At 36.0% G+C, this 16,353-nt stretch carries 12 protein-coding genes; 11 read left to right on the forward strand and 1 reads right to left on the reverse strand.

Annotated features, from left to right (window positions below):
- The first annotated feature begins 142 nt into the window (after positions 1–142).
- The 10 genes from nirB (at position 143) to J7574_RS06405 (ending at position 11,727) form a co-directional block, all read left to right on the forward strand.
- A complete protein-coding gene (gene nirB / locus J7574_RS06360; RefSeq protein WP_290965842.1) occupies positions 143–2,656 on the forward strand; it encodes a nitrite reductase large subunit NirB in 2,514 nt (837 codons plus the stop codon).
- A gap of 231 nt (positions 2,657–2,887) precedes the next feature.
- Positions 2,888–3,265, forward strand: a complete 378-nt coding sequence (gene nirD / locus J7574_RS06365) for a nitrite reductase small subunit NirD (protein WP_290965844.1) — start codon at positions 2,888–2,890, stop codon at positions 3,263–3,265.
- A gap of 121 nt (positions 3,266–3,386) precedes the next feature.
- Entirely contained in the window at positions 3,387–3,971 is a 585-nt protein-coding gene (locus tag J7574_RS06370; RefSeq protein WP_290965848.1) for a DUF4202 domain-containing protein, read from the forward strand.
- Positions 3,972–3,981: 10 nt separating this feature from the next.
- Positions 3,982–5,793, forward strand: coding sequence for an ATP-binding protein (locus J7574_RS06375; protein ID WP_290965851.1), 1,812 nt, complete (start codon positions 3,982–3,984; stop codon positions 5,791–5,793).
- 334 nt (positions 5,794–6,127) lie between these two features.
- Positions 6,128–6,787, forward strand: a complete 660-nt coding sequence (locus tag J7574_RS06380; RefSeq protein WP_290965854.1) for a response regulator transcription factor — start codon at positions 6,128–6,130, stop codon at positions 6,785–6,787.
- 97 nt (positions 6,788–6,884) lie between these two features.
- Positions 6,885–8,369: a nitrate/nitrite transporter gene (locus tag J7574_RS06385; RefSeq protein ID WP_290965857.1), complete on the forward strand. Its 1,485-nt coding sequence runs from the start codon at positions 6,885–6,887 to the stop codon at positions 8,367–8,369.
- A gap of 94 nt (positions 8,370–8,463) precedes the next feature.
- Positions 8,464–9,723, forward strand: coding sequence for an alginate export family protein (locus J7574_RS06390; RefSeq protein ID WP_290965860.1), 1,260 nt, complete (start codon positions 8,464–8,466; stop codon positions 9,721–9,723).
- A gap of 138 nt (positions 9,724–9,861) precedes the next feature.
- Positions 9,862–10,227: a hypothetical protein gene (locus J7574_RS06395; protein WP_290965863.1), complete on the forward strand. Its 366-nt coding sequence runs from the start codon at positions 9,862–9,864 to the stop codon at positions 10,225–10,227.
- Between the two features lie 157 nt (positions 10,228–10,384).
- A complete protein-coding gene (locus J7574_RS06400) occupies positions 10,385–11,098 on the forward strand; it encodes an endonuclease/exonuclease/phosphatase family protein (protein ID WP_290965866.1) in 714 nt (237 codons plus the stop codon).
- A 5-nt stretch (positions 11,099–11,103) separates the two neighbouring features.
- On the forward strand, positions 11,104–11,727 hold the full coding sequence (locus J7574_RS06405; RefSeq protein ID WP_290965868.1) for a bifunctional 2-polyprenyl-6-hydroxyphenol methylase/3-demethylubiquinol 3-O-methyltransferase UbiG: 624 nt from the start codon (positions 11,104–11,106) through the stop codon (positions 11,725–11,727).
- Positions 11,728–11,804: 77 nt separating this feature from the next.
- Here J7574_RS06405 and J7574_RS06410 read toward each other — a convergent pair whose 3' ends face one another.
- Positions 11,805–12,509, reverse strand: coding sequence for a Crp/Fnr family transcriptional regulator (locus J7574_RS06410; protein ID WP_290965870.1), 705 nt, complete (start codon positions 12,507–12,509; stop codon positions 11,805–11,807).
- 177 nt (positions 12,510–12,686) lie between these two features.
- On the opposite strand from J7574_RS06410, the gene J7574_RS06415 reads away from it, so the two are divergent.
- Complete coding sequence (locus J7574_RS06415; RefSeq protein WP_290965873.1) at positions 12,687–16,202, forward strand: nitrate reductase; 3,516 nt, start codon at positions 12,687–12,689, stop codon at positions 16,200–16,202.
- Positions 16,203–16,353: the final 151 nt, after the last annotated feature.

Raw genomic sequence — 16,353 nt, forward strand, 5'->3', positions numbered from 1 at the left:
ATTTCAAACCCGTACTACGTATGAGATTACAACAAAATACGTAGTCTTTAAAAACACATCAATATTAAAAATAAAAAATACTTACGTATTTTTATAAGTATAAATACTTATATTTGCGTAGTAATACTTAATTAAAGAAATCATGATTAGAGTAATAGTAGTTGGAAACGGCATGGTTGGTTATAAATTTTGCGAAAAATTTGTTGCAAAATCAGGACAAGAAAAGTATCAAATCACAGTATTTGGAGAAGAACCGAGACGCGCTTACGACCGCGTTCATTTAAGCGAGTACTTTGGCGGAAAGACGGCAGACGATCTATCGCTCTCAACAACCGACTGGTATGCCGAAAACAATATTATTCTAAACACGTCTGAATTAATTACAGATATTAATCGTGATGTAAAAACCATACATACGCACTTAGGTAAAACACATACGTACGACTACTTAGTTTTAGCCACAGGTTCTTCGGCTTTTGTTCCACCAATTGAAGGCGTAGAAAAAGAAGGTGTTTTTGTATATAGAACCATCGAAGATTTAGACGCTATTATGTCTTACGCTAAAAAGATAAAGCAAAAAGGCGCGACTGAAGCCGCAGTTTTAGGTGGAGGATTATTAGGATTAGAAGCAGCAAAAGCGGTTCGCGATCTAGGACTGAATCCGCATGTAGTGGAATTTGCACCGCGTTTGATGCCAAGACAATTGGATCAAGGCGCGAGCGATATGCTTCAATCCAAAATAGAAGAATTAAATATTGGAATTCATCTGAACAAAGCAACACAATATATCGACGGAAAGGAAAGTATAACAGGAATGATGTTTGCGAACGACGAATTTTTAAAAGTAGACATGTTGGTTATATCTGCCGGAATTAAACCTCGCGATGAACTTGCCAGAGTTTCAGGACTTGAAGTTGGTGTAAGAGGCGGAATTGTGGTAAACAATCAAATGCAAACATCAGATCCTTCTATTTTTGCAATTGGCGAAGTGGCTCTTTACAACCATAACATTTACGGACTTGTTGCTCCAGGTTACGAAATGGCTGATGTGGCTGCCGAGCAAATCTTACATGGCGATAAAACCATGAGAGAAACCATCGATATGTCGACACAACTGAAATTAATTGGTGTTGAAGTGGCGAGTTTTGGTGATCCTTTTATTGAAAACAATGACGTTACCGCTATTATTTACGAAAATAAACTAAGTGGCGTTTACAAAAGAATCAACGTTACCAAAGATTCTAAAAAACTTTTAGGTGGAATTTTAGTTGGAGATTCTAGCGATTACGGTTCGCTTTTCCAGATTTATATTAACGAAATGGCCTTGCCTAAAAATCCAGAAGATTTAATTTTAGGTTCTCGCGACGGTTCTGAAGGTTCTTCTTTAGGAAGCGTAATTGATTTGCCAGACACAGCGGTAATCTGTTCTTGCGAGAATGTGACCAAAGGCTCTATCTGCTGTAAAATTCTAGACGAATCTTGCGCTACTTTTTCAGATGTTGTAAAAGCAACAAAAGCAACTTCGGGTTGTGGAGGTTGCAAACCTATGGTTTCTGACTTGGTAAAAGCCACTCAAAAATCTTTAGGAAAAGAAGTAAAAGAAGTTATTTGCGAGCATTTCGGCTATACGCGTCAAGAGTTATTCGATTTGGTAAAAATCAATAAATATGAGAATTTCTACGATGTTCTGGATCATCACGGAAAAGGCGACGGATGCGAGGTTTGCAAACCAGTTGTGGCTTCAATCTTCTCTAGTATTTATAATGATACAGCGAATAAACATGTAACAACGCAAGATACAAACGATAGATTTTTAGCTAATATTCAGCGAAACGGAACCTATTCTGTTGTTCCGAGAGTTGCCGGGGGAGAAATTACAGCTGAAAAACTAATCGTAATTGGTGAAGTCGCAAAACAATTCGATTTGTATACTAAAATTACTGGAGCACAAAGAGTAGACTTATTCGGAGCACACTTAAGCGACTTACCAAAAATCTGGAAAATCTTAATAGAAAATGGTTTTGAAAGCGGTCACGCTTACGGAAAATCGCTTCGTGCTGTGAAAAGCTGTGTTGGAAATGCTTGGTGTCGTTACGGAATGGACGATAGCGCCGGATTTGCCATCGAACTAGAAAACAGATACAAAGGAATTCGTTCTCCTCATAAATTAAAAGGCGGTGTTTCTGCCTGCATTCGCGAATGCGCCGAAGCACGCGGAAAAGATTTCGGATTAATCGCTGTTGAAGGTGGATGGAATTTATACATCGCAGGAAACGGTGGTGCAAATCCAAAACATGCGGTTTTATTGGCTGAGAAAATCGACAAAGAAACGGTAATCAAATACATGGATCGTTTCTTAATGTATTACATCCGCACTGCTGGCCCACTGATTAGAACATCAACTTGGTTAGAAAAACTAGACGGTGGTTTAGAGTATTTAAAACAAGTCATTATTGAAGACAGCTTAGGAATTTGCGAAACCCTAGAGGCGGAAATGCAGACTTTGGTAAACACTTTCGAATGCGAATGGAAACAAGTTCTAGAAAAACCAAGATTATTGAAACGTTTCAACCATTTCGTGAACTCTGATGAGAAAGATGACAATATCGCGTTTGTTCCGTTAAGAGATCAAAAAATGCCAAAAGCGTGGACTTAACAAGTCATTTTAATCTTGCAAAGACGCAAAGACGCAAAAAATTTAAATTATAAAACTTAAGAAAAAAACTTTGCGTCTTTGTGGCTTTGTGACAAAACATAATCGCTCCAAAAAAAGAAAAAAAATCATTAAACGTTTGCTGTCCTTCTTACCCTCTTTTTTACTGCGCCATCATATCTCTCTTGATTGTAAAAAGAGGGCTAAGAAACAGGAAACCTAAACGTAATCAAAATGGAAGAAATCTTAAATCAATATGAAACAGTTCACGCGAGCGACGCGACAATTTGGTTCAAAGCTGGTAAAGTTGAAAATTTTCCAACTAACCGAGGAGGCTGCATCAAATACAAAAACAAACAAATCGCAATTTTCAATTTTACGCGCCGTAATGCATGGTACGCTTGCCAAAATGCCTGTCCACACAAAATGGAAATGGTGCTTTCAAGAGGAATGACGGGTTCTGCCGATGATATCCCGAAAATTGCCTGCCCAATGCATAAAAAAACTTTTTCTCTTGTTGATGGTTCAAATTTAAATGGCGAAGATTATAGTATTGCAACGTATCCGATTAAGATTGTTGAAGATGAAGTTTTTGTTGGTTTTGTTGACTAGTGAAATGTAAAAATGTGAAATGTGAGAAGTAAAAACATAACCTCCATCTAACATCTCACTTTTCACATTTAACTTCTCTACTAATTTCCATATCTTTGAAATCTATTATCCAACCAAAAAAATGAGTACACCTTTTCAAAAAGCAAGCGAATGGATAGATGCCGAAAACGCTCAAGATCCAAATATCGAATTAGACCAAAACACCGAATATCCAAAAGAATTATTGTATTCGAACAGGATGTATGAAAAACTGATGCAGTTTGAACCAAATGCTTCAGAAGAAGTTCAGATTGCCTCAAAAGCACAGCACATCTGCCGTTGGAAAGTGGCCCGCGAATCGTACCCTATGGATCGGGTTGGCTATTTAAAATGGAGAGAAGAGCTAAAAAAATTCCACGCAAAAACTACTGCAGAAATATTAGAAAAGGCAGGATATAATCAAACTTTTATTGATCGTGTTTCTTTCTTAATTGAAAAAAAACTGCTTAAAAAAGACGCTGAAACCCAATTACTGGAAGATGTAATTTGCTTGGTGTTTTTAGAATACTACTTAGAACCTTTTGTTGAAAAACATGATGAAGAAAAGCTAAAAAACATCATCAAGAAAACTTGGGACAAAATGTCTGATAAAGGACATCAGGAAGCTTTAAAAATCAAATATTCTGAAGAAAACTTAAACTTAATAAAAGCTTCTTTAGGATTGTAAAAAGATTTAGATGAAAAAAAGCAATCAGGAAGCTGCAGAAAAAATCACTTTCAAAAATTTACGACGACTGTATTTTTTTGCGCTTCTTACTATTGCCTTAACTATAATTATCAGTCAGTTTCTGGTTCAATACAACTTGAATCAGCAGTTAAGTGATTCTAAGATTATCAATTTTTCTGGAAAACAAAGAATGCTGAGTCAGAAAATCGTCAAAGAAGTACTGATTTTACACTACGTTTCAGACTCGGCTACAGCCAAAAAAACTTCTCACTTAAAAGAGGTTTTAGAACTTTGGAAGAAAAACCAAAATGCATTAGAAAACGGAAATGACAGCTTAGCTTTCCCAAAAGAAAAAAGTGAAACGCTAAACAAATTGTATCTGGGAATCAATCCGATTTTCAATAAAATTGCGCAGACGACCGATTCCTTTTTACTCAATTTACAACAGAAAAAATTAGCTTCTGAAAACCAAAAACTAGTTCAGACTATTTTAGAAAACGAAGGAATCTTCCTTTCAAAAATGAATCAGATTGTAACCCAATACGATCTCGAAGCGCACGAAAAAGTAACCGAACAACGCCGAATCGAATATTGGATTTTTGGTTTTACATTGCTCGTTCTTCTATTAGAATTCTTCTTCATTTTCAAACCAACCAATAAGAAAATCGAAAGGTTAATTGCTCAGCTTTTATCCTCTGAAAAAAAGGCCTTAAAACTAGCATACGACACCGAAATATTAAGCGAAATCAAAGAAAACTCGGTAAAAGAACTGAAATCGCTCAATTATGCAATGGAAAATACTTTATTGTATTGCCGAATTTCGCCAGATGGTTCTATCATTCATATTGGAGAAAAATTTGCTAAACTTTTAAATTACACTAAGTTTTCATCTAATAAAAAATTCTCTGAAGTACTGACTGAAGACGAAAAAGAACAGGTCAATTTTGACCGCTTGATTTTCGAAAAACAGCGAAGTGGCTGGCAGGGCGAAATCAAGATTGTAAATAAAGACGAAAAAGAAATCTGGCTCGATTTATCAATGGTTCCCGTAATGATCAAAAAAGATGAACTAGAACTTTTGATCGTTTGTTTCAACATCACCGAACGCAAAAAAGCGCAACGAGAAGTCGAACGATTAAACCTTGAAAACACAACTGAAAAAATCAATCAGCAGAAGATTATTTCGAGCAAAATTGTTGAAAATCAGGAAAACGAACAAAACCGAATTGCTAAAGAAATTCACGACGGAATCGGCCAAATGCTTACGGGTTTAAAATTCAGTTTGGAAAGCATCAATCTAGATGACAGAGAAAAATCGGAACAAAAAATTGAGTACTTAAAGAAACTTTCTTTAGACATTATCAAAGGCGTTCGTACGGCAACTTTCAACCTAATGCCTCCAGAATTAAGCGATCACGGAATTGTTTCTTCTCTTTCAAAACTAACTCAGGAACTTTCTAAATTAACCGGAAAAGAAATCCTTTTTTATAACAAGACCGATTTTGACCAGCGTTTAGATTCTCTAATCGAAATCAATATTTATCGCCTAACGCAAGAAGCAATCAACAACGCCATCAAATACGCCGAGTCGTCGCATATTATTGTACAACTTTCGCATAGTGACACTCTTTTAAGCATCATTGTAGACGACAACGGAAAAGGTTTCGACGTCAATTCTGTCCACAAAAAACGCAACAGCGAATCTGGAATGGGACTTTTGTTTATGAAAGAAAGAATCCAGTATATCAACGGGCGCGTTTTCATGAACTCGATTCCTGGCGAGGGAACTAGGATTACTTTTAACATTCCCATACTTAGATAAATTCCAATCTTTTAAAATTCCAAATTCCAATTCTGCGTAGTTCTGTCAGGCTGAGCGAAGTCGAAGCCTGCGCAAAAAAATTCCATAATCTAAATCGATAATCTTTGTCGAATCTCGCGTGAGATCCTTCGTTCCTCAGGATGACAAATTGGACGGAAAGAACTTTGTCAAAGTTTGAAACTTTGACAAAGTTGGCTCAATCAGCTTTTGGAATTTGGAATTTTCAACATTAGAAATTTTAATATTGGAATTTATTCTTAAAAAAAGTACGTATATTAGCGTCTTCTTTATAGATGAATATACGTAAAAATCTAGAATCTAAATTAAGTAAACTATGAGCAATATCATTCGTGTAGTATTGGCAGATGACCATGTTTTTGTTAGAGACGGAATCAAATCTTTACTGGAAAACGAAGCAAACATCGAGGTTGTAGGCGAAGCTATTGATGGTGTTGATGCACTTGAGGTTGTTGCCGAAACAAAACCCGATTTACTTATAGCCGATATTCGTATGCCAAACATGACCGGTATAGAATTAGTAGAAAAACTTAGAAACGAAAACAACAATGTAAAAATCATAATGCTTTCGATGCATGAATCGGAGGAATATGTATTGAAATCTATAAAAGCCGGAGCTGACGGTTATTTACTAAAAGGTTCGAGCAAAGAAGAATTTTTAAAAGCTTTACACAGTGTTGCTGCAGGCGGAAAATACTTTAGCGGTGATATTTCTTCAATCTTAATTAGTCAATTGACCAATTCTTCTGCATCGTTAGAACCTAAACAAACTTTAGGCGAAGAAATGATGATTACTAAAAGAGAAAAAGAAATTCTTACTCTTTTATTGTCTGGAAAAGGAAATAAAGAAATCGCCGAAGCTTTGGATATTAGTAAACGAACTGCCGAAGTACACCGTTTCAATTTAATGAAAAAGCTGAAAGTAAAAAACCTAATGGAACTTTCTAACAAAGCGGCTGAGTATTCTTTAATTTAAAAAATACGTATAAATACGTAATTATTTTTCAAAAACTGCGTTTTAGCAGGTTTTAACTAAGTTATAGTACTTATTTTTGCATAAAAATATAAGTACTATGAAAAATTCAAACTCACTATCGCAATCACACAAAATTTTATTTTTGAACACATTGGCATTTACAGTGTGTTTTGCCTGCTGGACATTAAACGGGGTTCTGGTAACCTTTTTAGTAGATAACGGAATTTTCCATTGGGATGTTATTCAAGTAGGATGGCTTTTGGGTATTCCAATCCTGACGGGATCAATCATGCGCCTGCCAATCGGAATCCTGACAGATAAATTTGGCGGAAAATACGTTTTTTCTCTTTTATTACTCCTTTGTTCAATTCCGTTGTTTCTCCTTCCCTACTCTAACAGTTTTGCCATGTTTGCTTTACTAAGCTTTTTATTCGGAATGGTCGGAACCAGTTTTGCTGTTGGAATTGGCTACACTTCAATTTGGTACCCAAAAGAATGGCAAGGACGTGCATTGGGAATCTTCGGAATGGGAAATGCGGGAGCGGCAATCACCACTTTTTTAGCTCCATCCTTATTAAACCATTTTTCAATTGACGATCCGCAAAACGGCTGGAAAGTACTTCCTGTTATTTACGCTATTTCATTAGTCGTAATTGGCGTTGCTTTTTTAATTTTCGCTCAAAATAAAAAAATAGAAAGCAGTGGAAAAAGCATTTCACAAATGCTTATACCTTTAAAATCAGAAAGAGTTTGGCGATTTGGAGCTTATTATTTCCTAGTTTTCGGATGCTTCGTTGCCTATTCGCAATGGCTGTTGCCGAACTTTATGAATGTGTACCAAACCAGTTTGGTTATGGGCGGTTTATTCGCAACGATGTTCAGCTTGCCCTCTGGTGTTATTAGAGCCTTTGGAGGTTATCTATCTGATAAATTTGGAGCTAGAAAAGTAATGTATTGGGTGTTAGGTTCATCTGTAATTTTAAGTTCATTACTGTCAATTCCTAAAATGGAAATTACTACCTCTGGGCCTGGAATCTTAGCGGCAAAAAAAGGTGTTGTAAACGAAATCAGTGATAAAACAGTAAAAATTGGTGACAAAGAATATGCAATTGCTCAAAAGAAAGCCAGTACAATCGAAAATGCAATTTTCCCAACCACTTCAAGCTGGCAAGATGTTGTAGTAGCTCACAATCAAAGCGTGGCTAAAAAAGAACTGATTGCAAAAGGAGTTACCGTTATTAAATTTGATGCCAATATGTGGGTATTTCTGGTATTGGTAATTCTAATAGGAATTTCTTGGGGAATTGGCAAAGCGGCTGTTTACAAACATATTCCAGAATATTTCCCGAATGAAGTGGGTGTTGTAGGCGGAATGGTTGGAATGATCGGTGGTCTAGGTGGATTTTTCGGACCAATTATCTTTGGATATTTATTAACTGCAACAGGAATCTGGTCAAGTTCATGGATTTTCATTTTAATCTTTTCTACTATCTGTTTGGTTTGGATGCATTACACTATAACACAACTATCTAGGAAAAAAGAAGTCAAAGTTGCTAAAGCTAAATTAAAGCCAGCCTATTAGATTTAGATTAAAAAAAATTAGAAATATAACGGCAATCTTGGTATATGGCAACATTTTCTTATAAATTTACCTTCCATATAAGCACAATAATTTTATGAAAAAACTTAAACTAATTTTAATACTTATCCTCGGATTAAGTTTCGAAATCCAAGCACAAGAATTAGATGTTAATCTGCAGATTAGGCCTCGTTTTGAATATCGTAACGGTTACAAAACGCTTCTGCCAGAAGGGCAAAAAGGAACTTCACAAATTTCACAGCGTTCTCGTCTAAATATTAATTTCAAACAAGAAGATTTAATTTTAAAATTGACTTTCCAAAATACCAGAACATGGGGAGATGTGCCAACCACAGCAGTTGCAGATAAAAATGGTGTTGCTGTTTTTGAGGCTTGGGCACAATATAATTTTACTGAAAATTGGAGCGCCAGAATGGGGCGTCAAGTACTTTCTTATGACAATCAGCGTATTCTAGGCGAAATGGATTGGGCGCAACAAGCACAAAGCCATGATGCGTTAACTATTTCCTTCCACAACGAAACTCAGAAATTAGATTTTGGAGGCGCTTACAATTCAAATGCAGAAAATGTGGTACAAACTCCCTATACGGTTGCCAATTACAAAGCAATGCAATATGCATGGTACCACAATCAGTTCAGCGAAAATTTAGGCGCAAGCTTTTTATTCCTCAATACAGGTTACGAATACGCTAACGCCGATGCCAAACTTTTGGTAGATTACAAACAGACTTTTGGTCCGTATGTAACTTATAAAACGGGCAAACTAGATACTAGCTTTTGGCTATATGGACAAACAGGAAAAAGTACCGATTTGCAAGTAAGCGCTTGGAATATCGCTGCTAATTTAGGATACAATGTAACAGAAGCTTTTAAAGCAAGTCTTGGCTATGAGTTTTTATCTGGAAAAGCAACAAATGACGGAAGCACTGTAATTAAATCATTTAATCCCCTTTTTGGAACCAACCATGGATTTAACGGTTATATGGATTATTTCTATGTTGGAAATCACTTAAACAGTGTTGGTTTGCAAGATGCTTTCTTAAAACTGAATTACAACATAAACAAATGGCAATTTGCTTTGATTCCTCACGTGTTCTTATCTGCAGCAGATGTTGTTACGCCTGCAAATGAAAAACTAGATTCGTATTTAGGCACTGAGATCGATGCCACTTTCGGGTATAATTTCAAAAAAGACATCACTGTAACAGGCGGTTATTCTCAAATGTTTGGTTCTAAAACCATGGAGTTTATCAAAAAAGGAGATGCAAGCCACACTAACAACTGGGCCTGGCTGATGATTTCTGTGAATCCTAGAATTTTTACTTATAAAAAATAATATATCTGTAAAATTAACTTGTAATTTTTACCCTTTTACCATTTCGGAAAAAGGGTATTTTTTTTAGTTGAAAAAACACTTTAGATAAGCTTTAATTATTTATATTTGAATCGATTATGAACCCCCAATTCTATCCTAATGAAACCATTTTTAAAATTATCTATGTTGACCTTTTTGGTTAGCCAAACTGGTATTGCCCAAAAATTTAATGATGCCTTGATTTCAAAAAGCTCAGAAATTAATTTTGCCAAAACGCAAAAAAGAGGCATCAAGAGAAACAACATTGTCTATTATGTTGAAAACGACTTGCAAACCATATCTGCTTACAAAAGGAAGAAATTAAAATGGCAAACCAATGTCATTTCTGTTTGCGGAAAACCCAAAAAAGGAAATCCTGAAATAAGATATGTTGGCTATAACACAGACAAACTTCTTATTGTAATGGGAAAACATCATTTTGCAGAAATTGATATCAATTGCGGCACAACAAGACTTGTTGGTTAAGAAATAAAACTATGATTAAAATACATCTTTAATTTGCCTTTTTTCAGAATTGAGAAAAGGCATTTTTTTGTTCTAGAAGAACTGATTTTAAACTTCTAAATTAAGTATATTTGATAAGGATTTTGGTTATTCTTATTTCTTAAGAGCTATTTAAAAAATGAAAATCATCACTTGGAATTGTAATATGGCATTCAGAAAAAAAGCTCAATTTCTTCAAGCTTTCAATCCTGATATTGTTGTAATTTCTGAGTGTGAAAATCCTCAAAAACTCCAATTCCCAGAAGGAACAAAACTACCTTCGGATATCCTTTGGTATGGAGCAAATCCGAATAAAGGAATTGGCGTTTTTTCTTATGGAGATTATCGATTTCGGCTTCTAGATTGCCATAACCCAGATTTCAAAAATATTCTTCCAATTGCTGTTACAGAAGGAAAAATCGATTTCACCCTATTTGCTATTTGGGCAAATAACCCAACAGATAAAGATGGGGCTTATGTAACTCAAATTTGGAAGGCGATCAATTACTACGAAGATTTAATTCGAGAAACCAAAACTATTTTAATTGGAGATTTTAATAGCAATACCATTTGGGACAAGCCGCGGAGAGAAGGAAATCATACCACAGTGGTAAATAAATTAGCCGAAAAGAAAATTTTCAGCACCTATCATACATATTTCAATCAAGTTCAAGGCAAAGAAGAACATCCGACTTGGTATCTCTATCGCCATGAAAACAAACCGTATCATCTTGATTATTGTTTCGCTTCAAATGACTTTATCAAGGCTTTAGAACATGTCGAAATTGGAAGTTATCAAGATTGGACTATGCATAGCGATCATAAACCTTTAATCATTAAATTCAATATATAAACCAAATGAACAACACCTGGACTCAAAGATGGGACGACCGTTACAAAAGCGAAGAATTTGCATACGGCGAAGAACCCAACAATTATTTAAAAGAACAAATTGAAAAATTGGAAATCGGCACTATTCTTTTTCCTGCTGAAGGCGAAGGAAGAAATGCTATTTTCGCAGCAAAATTAGGCTGGGAAGTTTCGGCTTTTGATATTAGCGAAGAAGGAAGAAACAAAGCGCTCCGTTTAGCAGAAAGCAATAATGTCTCAATCGATTATCAAGTTGGCGAACTAGAAACTTTAGATTTCCTAGAAAACCAATTTGATGTTATTGCTTTAATCTATGCACATTTTCCCGCCGCTATAAAATCTGAAATTCACAAACAATTGAATCAACTTTTGAAAAAAAATGGCATCATTATTTTTGAAGCTTTCAGCAAAAAGCATTTGGAATATGTAACTAAAAATGAAAAAGTTGGCGGACCAAAAGACATCGAGTCCTTATTTTCTATAGAAGAAATAAAAGCTGATTTCCCTAATTACGAAATCATCGAATTGGAAGAAAAAGAAATCGAACTCAACGAAGGTTTATTCCATAACGGAACTGGTTCTGTAATTCGATTTTTAGGAAGAAAAAAATAAAAACACGACGTAGAGACGCACTGCAGTGCGTTTCTACAAACCTTTGCCCCTTTGTCACTTTGTTACTCTGCACCTCACTAAAAATATTTATGCTCCATAATTTCAGATCGAAGTGCAGCAACTTCCAAAATCCCCACTCGTTTTCCTTCTGTTTTAATCAAAGATTCCTTTTTAAGGCTTGATAAAATACGAATAGCCTGTTCTTCTGTAGTTCCGGCAAAATCGGCAATTTCCTTTCGCGAAAGCTCAATATCAATCAGACCATTTGTTTGTCCGAATTTGCGATGAATATAAAGCAGCAAATCAATCACACGCTCACGCACATTCATGTGTGCAATCTTGCGAATATTATTTTCGCTTTTGTTCAATTCATCGGCATAAAATAACATTAGAGCATAAGTAAATTCAGGAACGTGCTGTAAAATTTCTTTCATCGTTTCATTACTAAAATTGCACAAAACAGTGTCTTCTAGCGCATAAGCACCAATTAGATAGCGTTTGCTCGTTCCGAAGCCGCGGAAACCTACAATGTCTCCGTTCTTTGTTAAACGAACAATTTGTTCACGACCGTTAATTCCCGTTTTTACTGTTTTGGCTTTGCCCTTACAAATAAAATAAAGTCCTTGCAAAGGTGCTCCTTCTGTAATAAACTGATCTGACTTTTTACAGATTATATTCTGTTTTTTAGAAATATAGCTTGCCATCTGCGCCAAATGCAAATGTTTCTTGATAAAACAATTCTTATTCTCGCAGGAATAACATACATCTTGTTCTTCTTTCATGAGTTCTCATTTTTAGCGTATTAAAAACTAATTTGTTGTTCCTCATTTATTTTTATCAAAAATAGAAAAAATAAAATCAAAAAATAAGTATTAATACGTAAAAATACTTATTTTTGCGTAAGTATTTTTTCAAAAGTCAGACCATCCAATAAAAGTAGTATCTCTAAATAGAACTAAATGCAAACTACGAAGATCAAAACTACCTGTTCTTACTGCGGCGTTGGCTGTGGCATAATCGTGACCAACGATGCCAAAAATGGTGTAATGGTCGAAGGCGATAAAGATCATCCTGTAAACAAAGGAATGTTGTGTTCTAAAGGAATGAACCTTCACTACGTAGTCAATGATACTTCAGATCGAATTTTATATCCAGAAATGCGTGGCAGCAAATCGTATCCGTTGGAACGCGTAAGTTGGGATACGGCTCTGGATCGTGCCGCAGCTGTTTTTTCTTCTATCATCAAAAAACACGGACCAGATAGTGTTGGTTTTTACATTTCAGGACAATGTTTAACAGAAGAATATTACTTAGTTAACAAGCTCGTAAAAGGTTTCTTGAAAACCAATAATATCGACACCAATTCTAGACTTTGCATGAGTTCGGCAGTTGTGGGTTATAAAAAAACGTTTGGAGAAGATTCTGTTCCTATTGCTTATGATGATATCGAATTGGCAGATACTTTCCTGATTACAGGAGCAAATCCGGCTTGGTGCCACCCTATTCTTTTTAGAAGACTGGAAAAACATAAAGAGAAAAATCCGAAGACGAAAATCATCTGTATCGATCCAAGGCGGACCGATACGGCAGCTTTTGCCGATTTACATTTGCAGATTATTCCAGGTTCGGATATTATTTTATATCATGCCATTGCCAGACGAATTATCGAAAAAGGTTATGTGGATCATGATTTCGTTAAAAATCACGCTGAAAATTTCAAGCAATACAAAGACTTAGTTTTAGGAACTTCGCTAGAGAAAGCTTCTAAACTTTGCGGAATTTCGGTAAATGATATTAAGCTTGCAGCTGATATTATCGGAAAAGCAAAAGGATTTATTTCGCTTTGGGCAATGGGATTGAATCAAAGCGCGGTTGGCGTGGATAAAAATACGGCTTTACTGAATTTGTCTTTATTAACGGGACAAGTTGGAAAACCAGGTTCTGGACCATTTTCACTAACTGGTCAGCCAAACGCAATGGGCGGGCGCGAAGTGGGTGGCATGGCGACACTTTTGGCCGCGCATAAAGATATCGCTAATCCAACGCATCGCAAAGAAGTGGCAGACTTTTGGGGTGTCGACGAGATTTCAGACAAACCCGGTTTAACCGCCACAGAAATGTTTGAAGCTTTAGAATCAGGAAAAATGAAAGCCGTTTGGATTATTTGCACCAATCCATTAGTGAGTTTACCCGATTCCAGAAGAGCCGAAAAAGCACTTCAGAATGCTAAATTCGTTGTTGTCCAAGATATTTCGCACAATGCCGACACAGCCAAATTTGCCGATTTATTATTGCCTGCAGCGGGCTGGTTAGAGAAAGAAGGAACAATGACCAATTCGGAACGTCGTATTTCGTATTTGCCAAAAGGAATCAACGCCCCAGGCGAAGCACTTCCAGACATTGAAATCTTAATTCGTTTTGCTAAAAAAATGAATTTTAGCGGCTTCAATTTCAACAGTGCCGAAGAAATCTACAAAGAACATTGCGCGCTTACCAAAAATACCAATATTGATATTTCATTTCTAAATTACAATCGTTTAAAAACTGAAGGCACTTTCCAGTGGCCCGTTCCAGATTACAATCATCCGGGAACTCCAAGGTTGTTTACCGATAAAAAATTCTACACGCCTTCTGGAAAAGCAATTTTTAATCTTCCAACTTCTATCGAAAATACTTCGGTGCAACCAAATGACGAATTTCCTTTTATTTTGACCACAGGGAGAATTCGCGATCAATGGCATACGATGACCAAGACCGGAAAAGTTTCAAGATTATTAACGCATATTCCGAGTCCCGTTTTAGAAATAAATCCGATTGATGCTTTTAAAAACGATATTAAAAATGGTGACATTGTGGTGGTTTCAAGCAAAAACGGAGAAGTTCGCGTAAAAGCAAAAGTTACGGATTCCATTAAAGAAAAAGTGGTTTTCCTGCCCATGCATTGGGGGAAACAGCTTCAAAACGATTTGAATAGAACCAATAATTTAACCAATACAGTTGTCGATCCGATTTCAAAAGAACCCGACTTTAAGTTTACAACCGTTTCGATTAAAAAATATATAAAGCCATTTCAGAAAATTGCTATTATAGGTGCTGGAGCGGCCTCTTTCCGTTTCATACAAAACTATCGAGAGTTCAATACAACCGATGAAATTATTGTATTTTCAAACGAAGCAAATCCGTTTTATAATCGCGTTTTACTTCCTGAATATATGACAGGAGAATTTACTTGGGAACAGCTTTTAAAAGTTAAAGACGGCGAAACTTTCAATAAACTAAAAATCACCATGAAAGTTGGAGTTTCTATTGACAAAATAGATTCTAAGCTAAAAACAATTACCGATAGCCAAGGAGAAACGCATACATTCGATTCGCTGATTATGGCAACCGGAAGCCGTCCGTTCGTTCCAGAAAATGCACAGCTTCATCTGCCAGGGCGTTTCACCGTGAGAAGAAAAGAAGATGCCGATCGTTTGAAAAAACATTTAGACAGCACCAATCTTCCACCAGAAGAACAGCATGTGGTTATCATTGGTGGCGGATTATTAGGATTGGAATTAGCTGCAGCTTTAAAACATAAAAAAGTAAAAACTACGATTATTCAGCGTGCCTCACGTTTAATGGAGCGTCAGTTAGATCGTATTTCAAGCAAATTATTGGCCGAAGAAGTACAGCTACGTGATATTCAGATTTACTTTGATAATGAAGTCAGTACGGTTTTTGAAACCGATAATCCGAATGAAATCGAAATTGCTTTAAAAAGCGGAAAAATTATTACAGCCAATGCAATTGTATATACGATTGGAACGATTCCGAATATCGAAATTGCACGCGAAAGTGGTTTGGCGTGCGGACGTGGTGTAAAAGTAAATCAGTATTTGCAAACTTCAAATCCGAATATTTTTGCCATTGGAGAAATAGCCGAATTCAATAATAAACTTTTCGGAATCACTTCTGCTGCAGAAGAGCAAGCTGACATTCTAGCCAATTATCTTGCGGGCGACATCAGCAGCTACTACAAAGGTTCTATTTTAATGAATATTTTAAAACTAGAAGACATTAACCTTTGCAGTATTGGCGATATTGAAATTCCAGAAAATGATGATTCTTATGAAGAAATTGTTTTTACTGATTTGAAAAAACGCTATTACAAAAAATGTATTGTAAAAGACGATCTTTTGGTCGGAGCGATTTTAATGGGCGACAAAAACGAGTTTGCCGAATTTAAAACCATGATTGAAAGCAAAATAGAATTGTCTGACAAACGAAATACGCTTTTAAGAGGAAGCTCAAATGCAAAACCTGTCTTAGGAAAATTGGTTTGTTCGTGCAGTCAAGTTGGAGCTGGAAACATCGAAGAAACGATTAAAAGCGGCGTAAACAATTTTACCGATTTATGCAAAAACACAGGTGCAGGTTTAGGCTGCGGAAGCTGTAAAACAGAAGTTAAAGAGATATTGGCGAAGTGTAAATAGTTTATTTTGTTTCAAGTTTCACGTTTCAAGTTATTGGAACGAGCAAAACTTGAAACTAAAGATAATGAAATGTCACCCTGAGCGGAGTCGAAGGGCGTTCCAATTGGAATCGGGCTTCGACTCCGCTCAGCCTGACAAACTTGAAACAAAG

This window comes from Flavobacterium sp. (assembly GCF_017744675.1).
GTDB lineage: Bacteria > Bacteroidota > Bacteroidia > Flavobacteriales > Flavobacteriaceae > Flavobacterium.